15 protein-coding genes and 2 tRNA genes are annotated in these 19,056 nt (G+C 34.6%); 8 read left to right on the forward strand and 9 right to left on the reverse strand.

Annotation, left to right across the window (positions count from 1 at the left end):
* Window positions 1-3 precede the first annotated feature (3 nt).
* The 3 genes from Q3Y49_RS17310 (at window position 4) to Q3Y49_RS17320 (ending at window position 2,203) form a co-directional block, all read left to right on the forward strand.
* Window positions 4-360 (forward strand): BlaI/MecI/CopY family transcriptional regulator, encoded by a 357-nt coding sequence (locus Q3Y49_RS17310; RefSeq protein ID WP_303269893.1) that lies wholly within the window; start codon window positions 4-6, stop codon window positions 358-360.
* A 6-nt stretch (window positions 361-366) separates the two neighbouring features.
* Window positions 367-1,632: a TonB family protein gene (locus Q3Y49_RS17315; RefSeq protein WP_303269894.1), complete on the forward strand. Its 1,266-nt coding sequence runs from the start codon at window positions 367-369 to the stop codon at window positions 1,630-1,632.
* 97 nt (window positions 1,633-1,729) lie between these two features.
* The gene (locus Q3Y49_RS17320) at window positions 1,730-2,203 is read left to right on the forward strand and encodes a hypothetical protein (RefSeq protein WP_303269895.1); all 474 of its coding nucleotides are present in this window, start codon (window positions 1,730-1,732) and stop codon (window positions 2,201-2,203) included.
* Here the strand turns inward: Q3Y49_RS17320 and Q3Y49_RS17325 are convergent.
* The 3 genes from Q3Y49_RS17325 to Q3Y49_RS17335 all read right to left on the reverse strand — a co-directional run bounded on the left by Q3Y49_RS17325 (window position 2,187) and on the right by Q3Y49_RS17335 (window position 6,560).
* A complete protein-coding gene (locus Q3Y49_RS17325; RefSeq protein WP_303269896.1) occupies window positions 2,187-2,735 on the reverse strand; it encodes a hypothetical protein in 549 nt (182 codons plus the stop codon). The two genes, Q3Y49_RS17320 and Q3Y49_RS17325, sit on opposite strands and share 17 nt — an antisense overlap.
* A gap of 66 nt (window positions 2,736-2,801) precedes the next feature.
* Window positions 2,802-4,328 (reverse strand): PP2C family protein-serine/threonine phosphatase, encoded by a 1,527-nt coding sequence (locus Q3Y49_RS17330; RefSeq protein ID WP_303269897.1) that lies wholly within the window; start codon window positions 4,326-4,328, stop codon window positions 2,802-2,804.
* A gap of 60 nt (window positions 4,329-4,388) precedes the next feature.
* On the reverse strand, window positions 4,389-6,560 hold the full coding sequence (locus tag Q3Y49_RS17335; protein ID WP_303269898.1) for a carotenoid oxygenase family protein: 2,172 nt from the start codon (window positions 6,558-6,560) through the stop codon (window positions 4,389-4,391).
* 252 nt (window positions 6,561-6,812) lie between these two features.
* Between Q3Y49_RS17335 and smc the strand changes: the two genes are divergently transcribed.
* Window positions 6,813-10,358: a chromosome segregation protein SMC gene (gene smc, locus Q3Y49_RS17340; RefSeq protein WP_303269899.1), complete on the forward strand. Its 3,546-nt coding sequence runs from the start codon at window positions 6,813-6,815 to the stop codon at window positions 10,356-10,358.
* Window positions 10,359-10,383: 25 nt separating this feature from the next.
* The gene (locus Q3Y49_RS17345; RefSeq protein ID WP_303269900.1) at window positions 10,384-10,578 is read left to right on the forward strand and encodes a hypothetical protein; all 195 of its coding nucleotides are present in this window, start codon (window positions 10,384-10,386) and stop codon (window positions 10,576-10,578) included.
* A 78-nt stretch (window positions 10,579-10,656) separates the two neighbouring features.
* On the opposite strand, the gene gap is transcribed toward Q3Y49_RS17345, so the two are convergent.
* Window positions 10,657-11,652: a type I glyceraldehyde-3-phosphate dehydrogenase gene (gap, locus tag Q3Y49_RS17350; RefSeq protein WP_303269901.1), complete on the reverse strand. Its 996-nt coding sequence runs from the start codon at window positions 11,650-11,652 to the stop codon at window positions 10,657-10,659.
* A 172-nt stretch (window positions 11,653-11,824) separates the two neighbouring features.
* Here gap and Q3Y49_RS17355 point away from each other — a divergent pair.
* Together Q3Y49_RS17355 and Q3Y49_RS17360 are read left to right on the forward strand one after the other, a co-directional pair.
* Window positions 11,825-11,896, forward strand: a tRNA-Glu gene (locus tag Q3Y49_RS17355).
* A 94-nt stretch (window positions 11,897-11,990) separates the two neighbouring features.
* Window positions 11,991-12,062, forward strand: a tRNA-Glu gene (locus Q3Y49_RS17360).
* A 163-nt stretch (window positions 12,063-12,225) separates the two neighbouring features.
* Here Q3Y49_RS17360 and mtaB read toward each other — a convergent pair.
* Complete coding sequence (mtaB, locus tag Q3Y49_RS17365; RefSeq protein WP_303269902.1) at window positions 12,226-13,548, reverse strand: tRNA (N(6)-L-threonylcarbamoyladenosine(37)-C(2))-methylthiotransferase MtaB; 1,323 nt, start codon at window positions 13,546-13,548, stop codon at window positions 12,226-12,228.
* A gap of 334 nt (window positions 13,549-13,882) precedes the next feature.
* Here mtaB and Q3Y49_RS17370 point away from each other — a divergent pair, with 334 nt between their 5' ends.
* The gene (locus tag Q3Y49_RS17370; protein WP_303269903.1) at window positions 13,883-16,045 is read left to right on the forward strand and encodes a glutamine synthetase III family protein; all 2,163 of its coding nucleotides are present in this window, start codon (window positions 13,883-13,885) and stop codon (window positions 16,043-16,045) included.
* A 60-nt stretch (window positions 16,046-16,105) separates the two neighbouring features.
* Here the strand turns inward: Q3Y49_RS17370 and Q3Y49_RS17375 are convergent, their stop codons facing one another.
* The 4 genes from Q3Y49_RS17375 to smpB all read right to left on the reverse strand — a co-directional run bounded on the left by Q3Y49_RS17375 (window position 16,106) and on the right by smpB (window position 19,055).
* Window positions 16,106-16,627, reverse strand: coding sequence for an HNH endonuclease (locus tag Q3Y49_RS17375; RefSeq protein WP_303269904.1), 522 nt, complete (start codon window positions 16,625-16,627; stop codon window positions 16,106-16,108).
* 403 nt (window positions 16,628-17,030) lie between these two features.
* Window positions 17,031-17,564: a hypothetical protein gene (locus Q3Y49_RS17380; protein ID WP_303269905.1), complete on the reverse strand. Its 534-nt coding sequence runs from the start codon at window positions 17,562-17,564 to the stop codon at window positions 17,031-17,033.
* 231 nt (window positions 17,565-17,795) lie between these two features.
* Entirely contained in the window at window positions 17,796-18,587 is a 792-nt protein-coding gene (locus Q3Y49_RS17385) for a C40 family peptidase (RefSeq protein WP_303269906.1), read from the reverse strand.
* 3 nt (window positions 18,588-18,590) lie between these two features.
* Window positions 18,591-19,055, reverse strand: a complete 465-nt coding sequence (gene smpB / locus Q3Y49_RS17390) for an SsrA-binding protein (protein WP_303269907.1) — start codon at window positions 19,053-19,055, stop codon at window positions 18,591-18,593.
* Between the last annotated feature and the right edge of the window lies 1 nt (window position 19,056).

Genomic DNA, 19,056 nt, shown 5'->3' on the forward strand with positions numbered 1-19,056 from the left:
ATTATGCAAACACTAACCAGAGCAGAGGAACAAATCATGCAAAAGCTATGGGAATTAAAAAAAGCTTATGTTAAAGAAGTTTTAGAAACTTTACCTGCGCCAAAACCCGCTTACAACACCGTAAGTACAATTATTCGAATCTTAGAAAGAAAAGGAGTAGTTGGACATGAAAAAACTGGAAAAAGCTATTTGTATTATCCTCTTATAAAAAAGGATGAATACAGAAAATTCAGCATTAAAAAACTTATCCACGGTTACTTTGATGGATCATTTGCTAACATGGCTTCATTTTTCGCTAAAGAAGAAGATCTTAGCGCGGAAGAACTAGATGAAGTTATGAATCATTTGAAAAACAAGTAACTAAAAATGGATACCTTAATTTACATTTTAAAAGCCCATGTATTATTTACGGTTTTAGGTGGAATCTATCATTTTATATTAAAAGATGAGAAAAGCTTTTCCTTTAACCGATTTTACCTCCTAGCAATTTATGGGGTGAGTTTAATCATCCCTTTGCTAGAAATTAAAATCTTCAAAAATGTGACTTTTATCAATCAAGCTTTTTTGTCAAATGAATCAGCAGCAACAGCTTCGGGAGGTAATTCGTCAATGTTGGAAAGTAATTTATTCACATTAGAAACAGGACTACCATTACTTTACGGAATTTTAGTGTTTATATCTATTTTCATATTCATTATTAAATTTATCAAAAGCTATCACAAATTTAAGCTGATACAACGAACTGCATATTTTGATTATAAACAGCAAATATATTGGGTATCTGATGAAATCCCGCCATTTACTTTCTTAAACAAAACGCTTCTACCTAAAAAATTACAAACTGATGATAACAAAGATGTTATCATAAAGCATGAAGAGGCACATAGGAAAACATTACATTTTTTTGACATAATATGGGTTGAAGTTATGTCTTCGCTACTGATATTCAATCCTTTAAATCAGAAAATAAAAAAGCATATTGTCGAAAACCACGAATTTTTAGCTGATGAATATGCTTGCATGGGTGTTGAAAAAACTAGTTATGCAGAGCTCCTAATTCAGCAGACACTCAAGCAAAACCAGTTTCAATTTGTCAGCTATTTTGCTAAACCAACCATCTTAAACAGACTTAACATGTTAACAAGCAATAAAAAATCTACAAAAAAACCATTCCTTGTTGCTTTTCTCTTGATTTTATTCAGCTTTATTTTTTCATGTGATTTAAACCCAGAGGAGGAAATTATTCTTAAACCTAAAAATGAAAATACTACGACTTCTAATATCTCATCAAACGATTTGATTGATGAAAACACCATCTTTAATATTGTAGAGAAGCAAGCTGAACCACCTGGTGGCATTCAAGATTTCTATAATCATTTATCAAAAGATTTGGAAGGAAAGTATCCCCAACAAGCCATCAGAATGGGGATTGAAGGAGTTGTGTATTTACAGTTTGTTATTGAAAGAGATGGTAGCCTCAGTAATATACAACCGGTCAAAGGTATTGGTGCAGGCTGTGATGAACTTGCTGTTAAATTACTTAAAAACCAAGGCAATTGGGTACCTGGCAAACAGAAAGGCAAAACTGTACGAAGTAGACGAGTAATCCCAATTAGATTTGTATTAAACTAAAATTCATTAGAAGGTACCTCCCCTATAAAAAGGATAGATATCAAGGGTAATTTTTCACAAGTTTTAATTATATTTATTAAATAATTGATAAAAGCACATGAATTATTTAGCTATCCTATTTTTTGTATTATCTGTTGGTGTTACAACTGATAATATTGGACAAAGTAAACAGGAAGAAGTTTTACAATCTGTTTTTAATATTGAGGAATTCCAGGAATACCTTGCCTATTCACCTCGTTTTGTAAGTACAAATGCAAAGCAAGAGGTATTAATGATGAAATTTCCTGAGCTAGAAAATCAGACTTTGGAGCTTAACATTCGTAATAAATCGGTTAGGATTGTTTCAGAAAAAGAATTGTCTGAGTTAAAACATAAATTTTTCATCAAGATAGATGAATTTGTAGTAGATGGTTCAAACGCCAAGGTTGTCCTATCCTACCAAAATGCAAGACTATACTATGAAAAAGGTCAAAAAATACTGTTAGAATCTCAACTTGAAAAAACTAAAAATGACCAGTGGCAAGTTTCAAAATACAAACTAAATACTGTGGAAATTAGTACTTCCTATTGAGTATTTCAGCATAAACGATTGCCTTTTTAGCACTTTCAGGATCAGACAAGCCCTCACGAATTTCCTTGGCAAAAAGATTTTCACCCTTCTCCACTTCAAATCCTCTGAATCTGTCACTTTGGGTTGAAACTTCCTCTATATCTACCAACTCATCAATACTTTTTAGCTTCTCCCCTTTTTTGTATAATTCTTTGAGTGTTTCATCGGCATTTTCAAAGTCCTCTTGGCTTATCTCCTGGTGCATCGGCCTTTCCTCAACTTGATCAGAAAGAGGTTTAATATTTTCACTGTCGGTTAGAATTTCATCATCTTTAGATCTCTTGGACCTTTCCTCTGGCTCTTGACTTTCACCACTTAATTCTGCAAGCAGCTCTTCAAAAGATTTTGGCCTTCTCTTTTCATTTGAACTTTGATCTGCCTCCTGAGCATCTGTTCTTTTTCGAGTAACGGGTTTTTTCTTTTTCCCTCTTCCTTTAAATAAGAAGTATAGAATTGACAGAACAATATAGATGAGAATTTTGTAATCTTCCATATAATAAAATTACGAAAACTTTGCAGAATATAGACAACCTTTTAGCAGGAAAAAGAAAATTAAAAGCTATTGAAGCCTAAAGCCGATCAAGAGCACATCATCCGTTTGACTATAACCGCGCTTCCAATCCTCAAATCGTTTCTTCAGGATATGAATTTGGTCATTCATATCTTTCTCAGCAGTCTCTTGGAGGAGTTTACGGAAGTTTCTCACCATAAATTTCTTATCCTTAGGACCTCCAAATTGATCCTGATAACCATCTGAAAATATATAAAAGGTATGATTGGGGTTGTACTCGATCGAATGGGTAGTGAATCCTCCTCCATTTTCAATCTTTCTTTTACCTCCAATAGACATCTTATCTCCTTTGATCACCTCAACTTCTCTATTTTCCTTAACAATAATCAAAGGATTTTTGGCCCCTGCAAAAGTCATTATTTTATTTTGTTCATCTATTATTACGATAGACGCATCCATGCCGTCTTGATTTTCAGTCTGGGACTGCTTTAGGTAGCTATTGACCCCATCATGAAGCCTATTGAGAATTTCCGCAGGATCAATAGTTCCTTCTTGCAGCACAATTTGATTCATATTGGTATCCCCTACTAACGACATAAAAGCACCTGGCACTCCGTGTCCTGTACAATCGATAGCAGCAATCACTTTTTTCCCATCAACTTCAGCCATCCAATAGAAATCTCCGGATACAATATCTCTCGGAATAAACATTACAAATGAATTTGGCAATAGTTGTTTGATATAATCATCGGTAGGAAGCATTGCAGATTGAATTCTTTGTGCATAACGGATACTACCAATTATATCTCTATTCTGCTTTTCAATAAACTCTTTCTGAGATTGCATCGCGTCCCTCTGCGAGAGAATTTCCTCCTTCTGCATCTTTAACTCTTCATTTTGCTCTGAAATTTGGTCACTCTTAAATCGTAAATCTTTTTGAGCTTTAATTAAACTCTGATTTCTTTCTTGTAATTCAAAATGTGCTTCCTGCAGAGCGACCCTGTGCATGAAATTATTTTTCATGATGTAATATCTAAATGCGGCCATCGAAAAAGCTGCAATCCCTACAACTATCAAAATATTGACCCCTTTCATCATGAAATAATCTAGTATTCCTGCGTCACAGAAGAAAGTATGAACTATAATTTGAATCAGAAAAACTGCAAAAAAATTAAGAATGAAATAGAAAGGCCTTAATATAACCAAAACCGCACTCGTAATAAATACGGTAACCATAGATATCATATAAGTCATCCAATCTGCACAATCTACCATATAAGCCGCAGAAGTAAACAAACAGAATGCAATGATTTCAAATAAAAGCTCGTGACTAAACTTAAATTTTTGATGAAGTAAAAACACAACTCCCACTACAACTGATGGACCGTATCTGAATATATACCATAAATTGATATTAGGCTTCTCTATTGCAAGCTCCGGTATTGTACTAAGAGGAAACAAGAAAATAACTAAGAGCGCACCCCATCTTGCATAAAGGTGACCCACCCTCTTGTATTCTTCCTTCCAGGCTTCATTTAAATTGATACCAAAACTTTCTGCAATATTGAATTTCATCTATTTTGAATAAAAAAAGTTATGCGAGATTAACATACTTATGGTAAAAATAAAAATCATTTATCGAAAATGAGGATAAACATGATCCTTCATCAAAGATTGTACTTTTTTACGTAACCATCTACGTCTTATATGTTTAATTTGCTCCTCATAATCTTGTTTTATATCAATTTTGTAATCAGGAATACTTACCCCTGAAGCTTCCTTAACCCAAACGGAATGTATCGTAAATGCAAACTGCAATTCATCGTGATCGAGCTTTGCTATGGGGCCTTTATGTAAATCAGACGCATCAAACACCCATATCTCAGAAAAGTAAGAACTTATCTGATTTATATTATCGTTTTCACCTATTACAGTACATAAAATATAACCATTCAAAGATTCTGGAATATCACTTTTTGGAGATTTTGAAGGTACAAATTGTAGAGACCACATATAAGTAGCCTTCGGAAAACTGTAGTGGTCGATAACTTTCATCGAATCAGTTTCAACAGTCTCTAAAATGAATGGAGCACCTTTTTTTGTAAATTCAAGCATTTGCTCAGCACTGTATACCCTATTTCTGTGTGGATCTTTGTACAATCTGTACATAAAATCAGTGAGTAATTGATCATTTAGTCCATACGCTTGCCAAAAAATATGTTTTATCTCTCCAACATTTTGATCAGGTGATAGCATATCTCGATAAGTATACAAGCCCACTCCCCAGGTATGTGGACCTGGATCTTTCTCGCCCGGATTTCCTTCTAGGTGTAAGAATACCGTTTTATCTTCTAGATTGTCTCTATTTTTTACATCTATAACGATCTTCCCGATTTTACCAATATCCATCTCTCCAACTGCAAGCATTCCTATCTTTTGGGGATCAATAGGCGAACCACTCACTTTACATTCGTCATAATAACGCACCCATTCAGCTGGGCAAGCACTGCAATTGTGTGCCGCATGTAATGTCACGACACCTTCCGGATTATCATAATTAGCAGAAAAGTGAACAGTCTCTAATGGCAATACAACCTTGTGTGCCCTAACTTCTTTAGCATTTGGAACTAAATCTTTTCTATGAACAATATAAAGAGTAGAATAATCATTTTGAGCACCATCCAGCAATTCCCTTAAAAATGAATCAATTTTCTCATTATTAGGAAATGGATTATTCAACATCACATCCAATGTGAATTTGAAATTAGTATCGGCTAAAAGCACATAATCCCGGGTAAATCCGAGTTGGTGCATATTATGTTGAATCTGGATATTTGACCCATTTTCATTCACAATCTTATAAGACTTAGGATTCTTAGAGCCTGTCCACTGCACCAAATAAACAGCATCCTCATTAGAAAAATGTCTTCCAATCAATTTCCAATACCAGCCTTTGAGCTTATCCCAAATTGATTTAGGCTCTTCTTCAGATGCTTCTTCATAAAAGAAATCGTTCACCTCTTTTACCACCTGCTCTTTATCTTCAATTTGTTCCCACCTACTGATTTTTTCTTCTAACCTCTTTTCAATCTCTTCTTCGCTACTAAATATCAAATGGAAAATTTCAGTAGCACTTAAAAGGTTTTTGGTGGTTTTAGTAAAATTCACACTGAATACTTCCTTGGTTTCAGGATCATAAACGGGATGTGCCGAAGTTAACACCATCGGAAAAGGATTATTCAAGAATGGAGGAGTTCCCGCCCGCCAAAACTTATTCTCTCCAATGGGAGTAATCAGTTCCAAACTCTTTGGATCAAACTCAAAAGGTCTACCCGCATCAAAAGTTGCTAATAATCGTGATTGATGATCTCCTGGCTTTTTGAATGGAGTAATAGCAGTATTCAACTGATTTCTGGTACCTAATTTCATTGACATCCTTGCCAAGCCTCTGTTTTTAAAGGCAATATCTGCAAATGGATTACTTGGATTCAACACCGGGCTTGAGGCAATATCCGCATAAAAACAAGGTGTCTTCAATAAACGGGTTCTAAGCTTCACTTTACCAGGATCGGTGAAATCAAAGCGATACATATAACCGTCTCCATTAATCACAGGTGAACCAAATTCCTGATTGAATTCACCATTGGGAAGTTTCCTTTCGTATGGAAGTCCACCACTATTGACGGTTCCTGCACCGGAATTTATAAACACGAACCCAGTTAAATCCTCTGGGATTTTTCCTTCTTTTACTTTAAGTTCTACATCAAGTGGTTCACGAGTTGAGGTCAGCAGATTGGGATGACTCATAGTTTTGGTATAGTTTAATTGATACTTTTACGGACACATAAATAATAAAAATTCAACTAAAAATTGAGTAATTACAATATTATTTACATATAAATCTTTTGCTTGAACAGAATAAGCAAGCTCAAATACATATGGTTGTCAGTAGTTCCTCGATTTTTAAAGAGAACATTCAATTAGATTACCCACTTCTCCAAATAAATTATAAATTTGTTATCCGCTTTTTCTAAGCGTTGATTTTTTTCAGTAAGAAATATGCAGCTAACCAAACTTGAAATAAAAGGATTTAAAAGCTTTGGTGACCGAATGGTCATTAATTTTGACAAAGGTATAACCGGAATTGTCGGTCCAAATGGATGTGGAAAATCCAATGTGGTGGATGCCATAAGGTGGGTTTTAGGAGAACAGAAATCTCGAATGCTTCGCTCTGACAAGATGGAAAATGTTATTTTCAATGGAACAAAAAAGCGTAAACAAAGTAATCTAGCAGAAGTATCTCTTACTTTCAACAATACTAAAAATCTACTACCAACTGAATATTCGAATGTTACAATCACGAGGAGATACTATCGGACGGGTGAAAGTGAATATTTACTGAATGGTGTTAGTTGCCGACTAAAAGATATTACCAACCTATTTATGGATACTGGCATTAGCTCTAACAGCTATGCCATCATTGAATTGAAAATGGTCGATGACATCTTAACTGATAAAGATAATTCTAGACGAGGCTTGTTTGAAGAAGCAGCAGGCATTAGTAAATTCAAAATCAGGAAGAAAGAAACTTTAAAGAAATTAAGCGATACTGATGCTGATTTAGAAAGAGTTGAAGATTTACTATTTGAAATAGAAAAGAATCTCAAATCTTTAGAAAAACAAGCCAAACAAGCTGAAAAATATTATCAATATAAAGGAGAATATAAAGAAAAAAGCATTCTGCTAGCTAAAAAGACCGTGGCTGATAAAAGGGAAGTTTTTCTTAACTTAACAAAGCAAGTTGAGGCTGAAAATGATAAAAAACTAAGCTTAAATCGGCAATTAGCAGAACAAGAGGCTGCCTTGGAAAAAGGAAAATCGGAGTTGCTTCAAAAAGAGAAATTGCTTGCTAGTCGCCAAAAAGCACTTAACGAACACGTCAATAAAATTCGGCAATACGAAAGTGAAAAGAAAATTAAAAATGAAAGATTACGCTTTTTGCAGGATAAAAGTGATAGCCTAAAAAATCAAATTGAACAGGATAAACAAAGTAATGAACGCGCAGGCTTTAGCATCAAAAGTTTAGAACAAGAAAAAACCTCTGCAGAAAAAATATTCTTTGAAACTGAGCAAAGAGTAGAGGTTTTAAAAGCTGAATACGAAGAGCAAAAAAATAAAACTGCCGCTATTCGCGAAGAGGTTAACATCTTAAACCAACAGCAAAAAGGCTTACAGAATGAGGTTTATCAGTTAAACAAATCACTTGAAATTAAGGAAATTCAGCTTTCTTCAATCAAACAAGAATTAGAGAAAAGCAGCACAGACACTACTGAACAGTCTGCCAGTTTGGAGGAGTTTGATACCAAACTGGAAGAATTATCTAAACTTTTAAAAGAGAAAAATGAATACCTTTCGAATCTTAAAAACAAGGAGGATCACCTTAATAAACAAATAGAAGACCATAAAAACACAATAGAATTAATCAGGGAAGAGTTGACACAGTCTTCACGTAAGCTTGATGCACGTGAAAACGAATACAACCTAACAAAGTCATTAGTAGATAACCTGGAAGGATTCCCAGAGGCAATAAAATTCTTAAAAAAGAGTTCAAAATGGGGTAAAAATGCGCCTCTCCTATCAGATGTTTTGACCTGCTCTGAAGATTACCGCATTACAATAGAAAATTTTTTGGAGCCCTACATGAATTACTACATTGTAGAAACTGAGGCTCAAGCTTTTGAAGCAGTAAATTTATTAAGTGACGCAAGCAAAGGTAAAGCTCACTTTTTTATTTTAGATAATTTTGAAAAATTCAAGCCAAGTGATTCAAAGTTATTTGACCAAGCAGTCGCAGCCACAGAAATTGTAGAATATGATGCCAAATACAAAAAATTAATAGGCTTTATTCTTGACAATGTATATGTAGTAAAAGGTGATTACAATTCCATCCCAGAGGATAAGGACAGTATTTTCATCACTCAAAGTGGTAAAGTAACTAAAAGAAAATTTAGTATGTCTGGAGGGTCAGTAGGTCTTTTTGAAGGGAAAAGAATAGGTCGCGCCAAAAACTTGGAAAAACTTCAAGTCGAAATTAAAGACTTGAATAAAAAAATCAGCCAGATCAAAGAGAGCTTGGAAAGCAGGCAAAACGATCTAGACAATCTTAAAGATCATAGTTACAAAGAAAATATAGAGATTTTACAAACAGAAATCAATGAGGTGAACTCTGAATATGTTTCTGTGCGAACTAAACAAGAGCAATTTGCTCAAATGCTTAACTCGGCAGCTAACAAGCGAGAAGGATTAGAACAACAAAGAGAGACTTTGACGGAAGAAATTGAGACTATAAAACCTGACGCAAAAGAGAAATCTGAGAAATTACAAGAAATAGAACAGAGGCTTTCAATTATTAGTGAAGACCTCAGTGTACAGGATGATATTCTAAGTCAGAAATCATCATCTTTCAATCAGGAAAATATAGAATTTCACCAACAGCAAAACAGAGTCAACAGCCTTGAACAGGAAATCGGATACAAAAAAACTGCGTTTGATAGTAGCAAAGAGCGATTAGAAAAAAACCAGCAGGAATTAAAAGACAATGAAGAAGCAATTAAAGGCTTGATAGATACTGCTGAGTCAAGTGATGATGAGCTATTGGGAATGTATGAGGAAAAAGAGCAGATTGAGCTAGGAGTTAATGAAGTGGAAAAAAACTATTATTCAGCTCGTGGTCAGATCGATGAGATTGAAAAAGAGAGCAGAAATATCCAAAGAAATAAAGACCAGGTAGATGAGCTCTTGATGCAGATTCAAAATAATTTGAACGAAACCAAGCTAGAACTTAATAGTGTAAAAGAAAGACTTTCAGTGGAGTTTGATATTGATTTAGATAAAATCATGAATAGTGAAGAGCCGGAAGTCGAGACCAATGAAAGCGCAGACGACTTGCGAACAGACGTAAATAAATTGAAGGAAAGAATGGATCGAATAGGGCCAATTAACCCTATGGCCATGGAAGCATATGAAGAAATAAAGGAAAGAAATGACTTTATCCTGACGCAAAGAGAAGACTTGCGAAATGCCAAAGAATCCTTACTTAATACAATTACTGAAATTGATGAAGTTGCACGAACCAATTTTATTGAAGCATACGAAAAAATAAAAGAGAATTTCCAAAAGGTATTCCGTACATTATTTACGCATGAAGATGAGTGCGATTTACAATTATCTGATCCTGATAATCCGTTGGAATCCAAAATTGAAATTATGGCCAAGCCAAAAGGAAAACGTCCATTGACCATCAATCAATTATCAGGAGGCGAAAAAACATTAACCGCCACTTCCCTTCTCTTTGCTATTTATCTACTTAAACCAGCTCCATTCTGTATTTTTGATGAGGTTGATGCTCCTCTTGACGATGCCAACATTGATAAATTCAACAATATAATTAGAGAATTCTCCAAAGAATCTCAATTTATTATTGTCACCCACAATAAGAGAACCATGTCAAGTACCGATGTAATCTATGGCGTTACTATGGTTGAATTAGGAATTTCAAGAGTTGTTCCTGTGGACCTCAGGGAATTAGAAGATACATTGGAATAATTAAGAACTAGGATATTGAAAAAATATGAATAAAACTTTTCTCCTTAGGATTGGAATCACGGCTTTAGTATTTTGGATTTTGGATGCTACCGTGATGTATTTGATTGAAGAAAATAGCTTCAGTTCTCAAATCCAAGAATCCTTCTTTAAAGCTATTCTATTTTCTATCATATTTGGTTTAATTATGCGGAAGAAGTGGATTAAAAATAAAAATGATTAAAAAAGGCTGCCTCTTGTAGAAATACAAAAGACAGCCCAAAATGAAAAATAATAAATCTAGAAACTAGACCTAATTATTCTATTTAGAAATTCTCTCAATCAGATCCGCAGCTCTGTTTGAATAACCAGCTTCATTGTCATACCAACCAACAACTTTCGCCAATTTCCCTGAAACAGAAGTCAAAGCAGAATCAAAAATACATGAATGAGTATTACCTACAATATCAATTGAAACAATTGGGTCTTCAGTATACTCCAATACACCTTTCATACTTCCTTCAGAAGCTTTTTTCATAGCTGCATTAACTTCTTCTTTTGTTGCTTCTTTTTTCAACTCTAAAGTAAAATCAGTTAATGAACCATCAGGAATTGGAACCCTCATGGCAATACCATCCAATTTTCCTTGTAAATGAGGAAGGACTAATCCTACTGCTTTGGCAGCACCTGTAGAAGTAGGTACAATTGAGTACGCTGCAGCTCTCGCTCTTCTTAAGTCCTTGTGTGGACCATCTTGTAAATTCTGATCAGCAGTATAGGCATGAACAGTAGTGATATAACCTTTTTCGATTCCGAAAGTGTCATCCAATACTTTAGCCATTGGCGCTAAACAATTGGTTGTACAAGAAGCATTTGAAAGGATAGTTTCATCACCTGTCATGGTATCATCATTAACACCTAAAACAACGGTAGGAACATTACCTTTAGCTGGTGCAGAAATCACTACCTTTTTAGCTCCTGCTTTAATATGTTTACCGGCATTTTCTTCATCAACAAAAAGACCAGTAGATTCTAATACAATTTCTACTCCCATTTTTCCCCAAGGAAGATTTGCGGGATCTCTTTCTGCAGACACAGCAATGCTTTTCCCATTTACAATTATTGAATTGTCTGTATGAGAAACCTCTCCAGGAAATTTACCATGAACTGAATCATATTTTAGTAAGTGAGCCAAAGTTTTAGTATCAGTTAGATCATTGATACCTACAACCTCAACATTATTTTTTTGCAGCAAGGCTCTGAAAGTCAATCTTCCAATTCGCCCGAATCCGTTAATTCCAACTTTTACGTTTGACATGTTGATATATTTATTTAGTTAAGTTAAATGAAGAAGCAAATATAAACTTACTTGTCAGGATAATCAAATTAGAAGCCTAAAGGTTTAATCATGAAAATATTTTTACATTTTTTCAGGGCAGAGGTTTGTTATTAAAAAACAGCCTTCTATATTTGCATCTCCATTTGCAAATGGCCCGTTCATCTAGGGGTTAGGATATCAGGTTTTCATCCTGGAAACAGGGGTTCGATTCCCCTACGGGCTACTACAAAGCACTTAATAAAGTCGTTATTAAGTCATTGGTTTTAATTGAATTACCTTTTTTTGATCTACTTTTTTCTAGTAAAAAAGTGAAGGACGGCCCGTTCATCTAGGGGTTAGGATATCAGGTTTTCATCCTGGAAACAGGGGTTCGATTCCCCTACGGGCTACAAAGGTTACCAGAAATGGTAGCCTTTTTTTTTTGCAAAAAAGATTTTATAAAGCAGGACAAATTTACTTTTCCTTTTTTTCAGAACGAATGACGCTTCGAAATCTATTTAGAGCATTTTTTAGACTGCACTTTTTAATTATTGATCACTTTAGTTTTCAAAATTAATGGGCTATAACCTCTGTCTCAACATCCTCTACTTTCATCAATCCGTCAGAATTTAATCCAGTCAACCTAACTTTCTTCAGTTCATTAATCAAAATCGGATCATATTTGGCAACAACTCTAACATAATTATCAGTAAAGCCTTCCATTAATCCATTGTGAATATCATTTTCAAATAACACCACTTCTTCTCTACCTACATTCTCTTCGTAGAAAACTCGTTTCTTATTTTCTGATAAGCTCCTCAACATTTTGGATCGTTCATTTCTTACTTTCATCGGAACCACATCGCCCATTTCATCAGCATCCGTATTGGGTCTTTCTGAATAGGTAAACACGTGCAAATAAGAAACTGGTAAATCTTTCAGAAAGTGGTAGCTATCTAAAAAATCCTCCTCCGTTTCACCCGGAAAACCTACAATTACATCTACACCGATACAGCAGTTTGGCATTAATTGCTTGATTTTCGTTACTCGATCCTCATAAAGTTCCCGCAGATAGCGTCTTCTCATTTTTCTCAAGATCTTATTACTCCCACTTTGAAGGGGAACATGAAAATGAGGAACAAACTTTTTTGATTGACTGACAAATTCTATAATCTCATTCGTTAATAAATTGGGTTCTATACTGGAGATCCTAAATCTTTCAATACCCTCTACCTCATCTAATTCTTTTACCAAATCAACAAATCGTTCCTTCCTTTTGCCATCTTGTATTCCAAAATCTCCGGTATTTACTCCCGTTAATACAATTTCCTTAACATCTTCGCTGGCAATTTGCTTTGCGCTTGCAACAATATTTTCGATGGTATCGCTTCTACTTTTCCCCCTTGCCAATGGAATAGTACAAAATGCACAATGATAATTGCATCCATCTTGAACTTTCAAAAAAGTTCTGGTTCTATCATTTATGGAAAAAGCATTATTGAAACTTTTAGCTTCTTTAATATCGGAAGCCAAAACTTGTGGCTTATCTTTCTTAGTAAAGCCGTCCAATTTATCAATTAACTGAAATTTCTCCGCTGCACCCAAAACGGCATCCACACCCTTAATTTCAGAAATCTCTTTGGGTTTTAGCTGTGCATAACAACCGATAATTGTCACAAAAGCATCAGGATTGATTTTCTTAGCCTCTTTTACAACCTTTTTGCATTTTTTATCAGCATTCTCAGTTACTGAGCAGGTATTAATAATGAAGATATCCGGATTTGCCTGAAAATCCACCTTTTCGTAACCTCTATTCTCAAACATCCTTGAAATAGAGGATGTTTCGGAAAAATTCAGCTTACAACCCAGTGTATAAAATGCAACTTTTTTGTTCATGCCTATTATTTTGCAAAATGAACCGCAAAGTTAAGACTAAAATTCCTGAATGTAAATTTTTTTGAAATTTTGGAGCAGCAATAAAGGATAATCCTAATTTGTTATAAAATATTATCAATTTCTACATAACCCTCAAATTTTCAGATATTTTCATCATTTCACTCAAAAAATTAAGCAAACCCAGACGGAAAAGTGTTTCAGGTCTAAATTTTAAGTCAAAAATTAAGCAAATCCGTAATTTTTACTGTTTTTAAAATAATTTTCAACCCATATTCGATTAATTTCACAAATATTTACCTAAATTTGGTTCGAATTTAAACCAACAAATAAAAAAATGGCTCATTTAAGATTCAACGCACTCGATATCGTTTCGAAAAGAACAACGGACAGAATCGAGGCACCATCCAACAAAATTTCAGACTATTTTGCAAAGGATGTATTTTCATTAGACCAAATGAAAGCTTCATTGGCTCCAAATGTTTTTAAAAAAGTAAGTAGTGCCATTGATAAGGGCAAGAAAATAGATATGGAAACGGCAGATCAAATTGCATCTGCGGTAAAATCTTGGGCAATAGAAAAAGGCGTAACCCATTACACACACTGGTTTCAGCCTTTAACTGGATCAACAGCCGAAAAACATGATTCTTTCTTTAATGCACAAAAAGGACTTGAAGTATTCGCAGGCTCTATGTTGGTTCAACAAGAACCAGATGCTTCTTCTTTTCCCAATGGAGGTTTAAGAACTACATTTGAAGCTCGAGGATATACCGCCTGGGATCCATCTTCTCCAATGTTTATTTTCGGAAGAACACTTTGTATCCCAACTATATTTGTAGCCTATACAGGTGAGGCATTAGATCATAAAGCGCCCTTACTTAAAGCTGTAGAAGCTGTTGATCAGGCCGCAACTAAAGTGGTACAATTATTTGACAGAAACGTAAATAGAGTAAACGCATCCTTAGGTTGTGAGCAGGAATATTTTGTAGTAGATAAAGCGCTATTCAATGCAAGACCTGATTTATTAATGTCTGGAAGGACTCTTTTTGGACATAATCCTGCAAGAGGTCAGCAGTTAGACGATCACTACTTTGGTTCTATTCCAAGTAGAATCTATAATTATATGAAAGAATTTGAAATTGAATGCTTAAAACTAGGTATTCCAATTTCAACACGCCACAATGAAGTAGCCCCAAGCCAATTTGAGGCAGCTCCATTATTTGAGGACATCAATGTAGCGACTGACCACAATAGTTTGATGATGGATGTTATGAGAAGAGTAGCTGCCAGACATGATTTGGAAGTACTTTTCCATGAGAAACCATTCGCAGGATTAAACGGAAGTGGAAAACACAATAACTGGTCGTTAATTACCAATACCGGAGTTAACCTTTTCCAACCAAGCAATAGTGCAAGAGAAAATTTACTATTCTTAGTTTTCTTAGTCAATACAATCAAAGCAGTAGCTGAAAATGGAGAACTTTTAAGAGCCTCCATTGCCTCTGCAAGTAATGATCACAGATTGGGTGCAAATGAAGCACCACCGGCAGTGATGTCCGTTTTTATTGGCTCGCAGCTCACCGCAGTATTAGATGAATTAGAGGAAAAAGGTAATATCAAAATTGATAAAGGGGATAATATGTACATGAAATTGGGCATAGACAAAATACCTCAAATTATTTTGGATAATACGGATAGAAATAGAACCTCGCCCTTTGCTTTCACAGGAAACAAATTTGAATTCAGAGCAGTAGGTTCAGATCAAAATGTGGCACAGCCAATGTCCATTTTGAATTTGATTATGGCAGAGCAATTGAACGAATTCCATGCTGCAGTTAAAGCTGAAATGGGTAAAGGAACCGACAAGAAAATAGCCATTGTCAATATCCTGAGAAAGTATATCAAGGAATCGAAAAAAGTAAGATTCGAAGGAGATGGCTACTCGGACGATTGGGAAAAAGAAGCAGAGAAAAGAGGTCTTCCTAATGTAAAAAACACACCAAGAGCATTGGAATCTTTTGTTACTGATAAAGCCAAAAAACTTTTTGCTAGGCATAATGTAATGACTCCAGAGGAGCTAGAAGCTAGAAATGAAATCTATTTGGAGAATTACATCATGAAAATCCAAATTGAGTCTAGGTTAATGGGAGATATTGCGTTGAATCAGATCATCCCTACTGCTGTAAAGTATCAAAACACATTGGCACAAAATGCTAAGAACCTAAGCGCTTTAAAATTAGATAATTCTGAAATCTTGAAAAATATCGAATTGATTTCAGGATATACTAAAGATTTGAGAAGCTTAGTACATGAAATGATCGAAGAAAGAAAGGAGCTTAATCAAATTGAAGATACTACTCAAAGAGCTACCAAGTATTGTGACGATGTAAAAGAAGCCTATTTTGATAAAATCAGGTATGCTGCCGACAAATTAGAGCTATACGTAGACGATGAGCTATGGCCGTTACCAAAATACAGAGAATTATTATTCTTGAGATAAATAAAGACCTAAACCAACTATTCACTTTAAAGCCGTTCTGTAAAAAGCAGGGCGGTTTTTTTATGCACTCATTTGCTTAGTTTTCAAAAAAGGCATCCACTTCTCATCTATTTGCCCAGAAAAATCTCGAATAAACATCACGTAATTAGGTTTGAAAGGCGGTCTTTTCAATTTCAATTCGCTTTCTTCTGGGGTATTATTTCCCTTTCTGGCATTACATCGCTTGCAAGCAGTCACCAAATTAGTCCATTTAGATTTACCTCCTTTCGAACGTGGAATCAAATGATCTAAAGTAAGATCTTTAGATGTACCGCAATATTGGCATTCATGGCCATCTCTTTTAAAAACATTTTGACGGGTTAACATAACGCCTTTATAGGGCATATTTACGTAATTGGTTAAGCGAATTACGGACGGAAAAGGAAAAGAGCGATCGACTGAACGAAGTTGGTGTTTTTCGTCCTTTTCAATCAGCTCAGCTTTTTGCAAAAACAACAATAAAAAAGCCTTAGGAATACTACAAACTGTTATAGGACTATAATCCTGATTTAAAACTAACGCGCGCTTGGAACCAATCTTCATGCTTTTCAAAGTTTGAATAAAGCATGAAAAGCATTTAATCAGTTTTTCATGCTAAAAACATATCTCTTTTAGTAGAATAATATGTACATCCTTTTTGTTCAGCGTTGAAGATACCAATTTCATGGAGAAAATCAATTTTTACTCGTGATGAAAAATATATAAGCATCTGATTTTCAATTAAAACCTATCCTTTTCAACTAAGAATACTCATTTAAAGCCATCCTCATTTCCAAATGATCGGCAGGTGCTAAATAATTCATACATAAGATAGACTGCTATTTTGTAGATTGGTCATAAAAATTATTATACAATGATTCAACCAACCATTTTTCAGGAATAAAAAAAACAAGCAAAAAAAAAACCGGCAAGCTTGCCGGTTTAAAATTGTTTAAATATTCTATCCTTAGTTGGTAGGAGTTCCCGTAACGGTCATTGTTATATCTAAAGTTAGGTCATATCTCACAGGCGCGCCAAACGATTCAATAGTCCATTGAATGATAGCCTCTGGATTATCTAACAAGTATTGTTCGTATATCGGAGCTAGCGCATCAGAAATATCTAGTAAACCTATGGTTCTTCCTTCGTCTTCCTTAATAACTGTATTGGTAAATGTAAAAGGATCCATCCCTGAATCTTTAAAGCCAAATGTAACCTTCAAAGGCCATTCCTCTGGATTCTCTATTTTATCATAGGTAACATTTAACGCATTAAGTTCTACTTCCGAAATGTCAATACCATTATAGGTAGTACTAAAACTTTCTTCTTTTACATATATTAATTCATCACCTTCTTCTAATGTAAAAGAATAGGATTTTGATTGTTCAATTGGGCCTTCGATTTTTAATAATTCATCGATTTGATCATCATCTAAAGGACAAGCTGTCAACAAAAAAACTGATGATAAGATGGATAGGAACGCAAATAACTTCGTTTTCATAATAATTGTTTTAGTGAATATTTTAAGGATAGATTTATCTATTTCTTTTCTATCTTAGACAAAGTTAGCATTAATTCATTCGGTTATAACAAAAAAAAAACTTATTCGTTGAACCTTTAAATTCTGGACCCTAATGACAATATTTATTCTATGAAGTATATTTTTTATGAGATAAATAACATATAATTACGTCCTTCTTGGTTTTCCAGATGGTATTTTCAGCCCAAAGGCTTAAGCTATTACCCTACGTATATCCGTTAAATAATGAGTATATCCCTTTTGTTCAGCATTGAAAATGCCGTTTTCATCTAAAAAATCAATTTTCACTTTGCCCGAAGCATGGATAATCTCTTGATTTTCAAGTAAAATGCCCACGTGAGTTACCTTTTTATGCTCGTTTCTAAAAAAAGCTAAATCTCCAGGCAGCGCATCTTCCAATTTTTCCACAATTTTTCCTTGCTCCACTTGTTGAGATGAATCACGTTTCAAACTATATCCACATATTTTAAAAACCATTTGCGTAAAACCAGAACAATCGATGCCGAAAGGTGACTTCCCTCCCCATAAATAGGGTGCATTTAAATATCTTTTTGCAATGCCATTAAGAAATTCAAAGTCTCTCCTCGCACTTAAAGATTTGGACTCTCCGTTAAAACCAAGATGTTCCTCCACTTTAAAAATCTCATTAGTGGAAATAGGGATGATGGCGCCCATTGTGACAGGCAATAAATTTTTATGATATAAAATCGATGCGGTTAAATCAGTGCAAATCTTATAATCAGAATTATTGATTTGTTCAAAATAATCATCGGTAATGTAGTGAAACTGCTTCGCATCGATCCAACCTTGATAACCGTCAAAATAGACCTCTATCTTAATCCATTTAGAATCTTTTTTTACATCTAAGACTGTATAATGATCTCCAAACAATAATTGGTCAATCATTTCCGATGCATCAGAAGCTTCCCCCCGTACCGGAACAATGCTTAACCTACTAATACCTTTATCCCCTATTGATATCATGGATTAAAATTTCATTTTTGATAGTTCACGCTTCATATCTTTATCCTTGATACTATCTCTTTTGTCGTGTATTTTTTTACCTTTTGCCAAGGCTATTTCTAATTTAGCTAATCCTCTATTATTAATAAAAAGTTTGGTCGGAATAAGCGTTAAGCCCTTTTCTTCCATCCTTTTCCTTATTTTTCCAATCTCTTGCTTCTTCAAAAGCAATTTCCGTTCTCGCTTTTCCTCATGGTTATAGTGAGTTCCTAACTCATAATGACCAATATGCATTCCTTTTACAAAAACCTCTCCTCTATGAATATAGCAATATGCTTCCTGCAAACTTACTTTATGCAAGCGAATAGCTTTTATTTCAGTTCCTTGTAAAACGATGCCTGTCAGGTAGGTATCCAACCATTCATACTCAAATCGAGCTTTCTTATTCTTGACGGTAACCGAAGTACTAAACTCTTTTTTATCACTCATA

It is taken from the genome of Marivirga harenae (assembly GCF_030534335.1).
Taxonomy (GTDB): domain Bacteria; phylum Bacteroidota; class Bacteroidia; order Cytophagales; family Cyclobacteriaceae; genus Marivirga; species Marivirga harenae.

Excerpts from the sequence above, each read along its gene's own strand:
- Q3Y49_RS17310 (WP_303269893.1), top strand. The coding sequence starts at position 4 with ATGCAAACACTAACCAGAGCAGAGGAACAAATCATGCAAAAGCTATGG.
- Q3Y49_RS17315 (WP_303269894.1), top strand. The coding sequence starts at position 367 with ATGGATACCTTAATTTACATTTTAAAAGCCCATGTATTATTTACGGTT.
- Q3Y49_RS17320 (WP_303269895.1), top strand. The coding sequence starts at position 1,730 with ATGAATTATTTAGCTATCCTATTTTTTGTATTATCTGTTGGTGTTACA.
- Q3Y49_RS17325 (WP_303269896.1), bottom strand. The coding sequence starts at position 2,735 with ATGGAAGATTACAAAATTCTCATCTATATTGTTCTGTCAATTCTATAC.
- Q3Y49_RS17330 (WP_303269897.1), bottom strand. The coding sequence starts at position 4,328 with ATGAAATTCAATATTGCAGAAAGTTTTGGTATCAATTTAAATGAAGCC.
- Q3Y49_RS17335 (WP_303269898.1), bottom strand. The coding sequence starts at position 6,560 with ATGAGTCATCCCAATCTGCTGACCTCAACTCGTGAACCACTTGATGTA.
- smc (WP_303269899.1), top strand. The coding sequence starts at position 6,813 with ATGCAGCTAACCAAACTTGAAATAAAAGGATTTAAAAGCTTTGGTGAC.
- Q3Y49_RS17345 (WP_303269900.1), top strand. The coding sequence starts at position 10,384 with ATGAATAAAACTTTTCTCCTTAGGATTGGAATCACGGCTTTAGTATTT.
- gap (WP_303269901.1), bottom strand. The coding sequence starts at position 11,652 with ATGTCAAACGTAAAAGTTGGAATTAACGGATTCGGGCGAATTGGAAGA.
- mtaB (WP_303269902.1), bottom strand. The coding sequence starts at position 13,548 with ATGAACAAAAAAGTTGCATTTTATACACTGGGTTGTAAGCTGAATTTT.
- Q3Y49_RS17370 (WP_303269903.1), top strand. The coding sequence starts at position 13,883 with ATGGCTCATTTAAGATTCAACGCACTCGATATCGTTTCGAAAAGAACA.
- Q3Y49_RS17375 (WP_303269904.1), bottom strand. The coding sequence starts at position 16,627 with ATGAAGATTGGTTCCAAGCGCGCGTTAGTTTTAAATCAGGATTATAGT.
- Q3Y49_RS17380 (WP_303269905.1), bottom strand. The coding sequence starts at position 17,564 with ATGAAAACGAAGTTATTTGCGTTCCTATCCATCTTATCATCAGTTTTT.
- Q3Y49_RS17385 (WP_303269906.1), bottom strand. The coding sequence starts at position 18,587 with ATGATATCAATAGGGGATAAAGGTATTAGTAGGTTAAGCATTGTTCCG.
- smpB (WP_303269907.1), bottom strand. The coding sequence starts at position 19,055 with ATGAGTGATAAAAAAGAGTTTAGTACTTCGGTTACCGTCAAGAATAAG.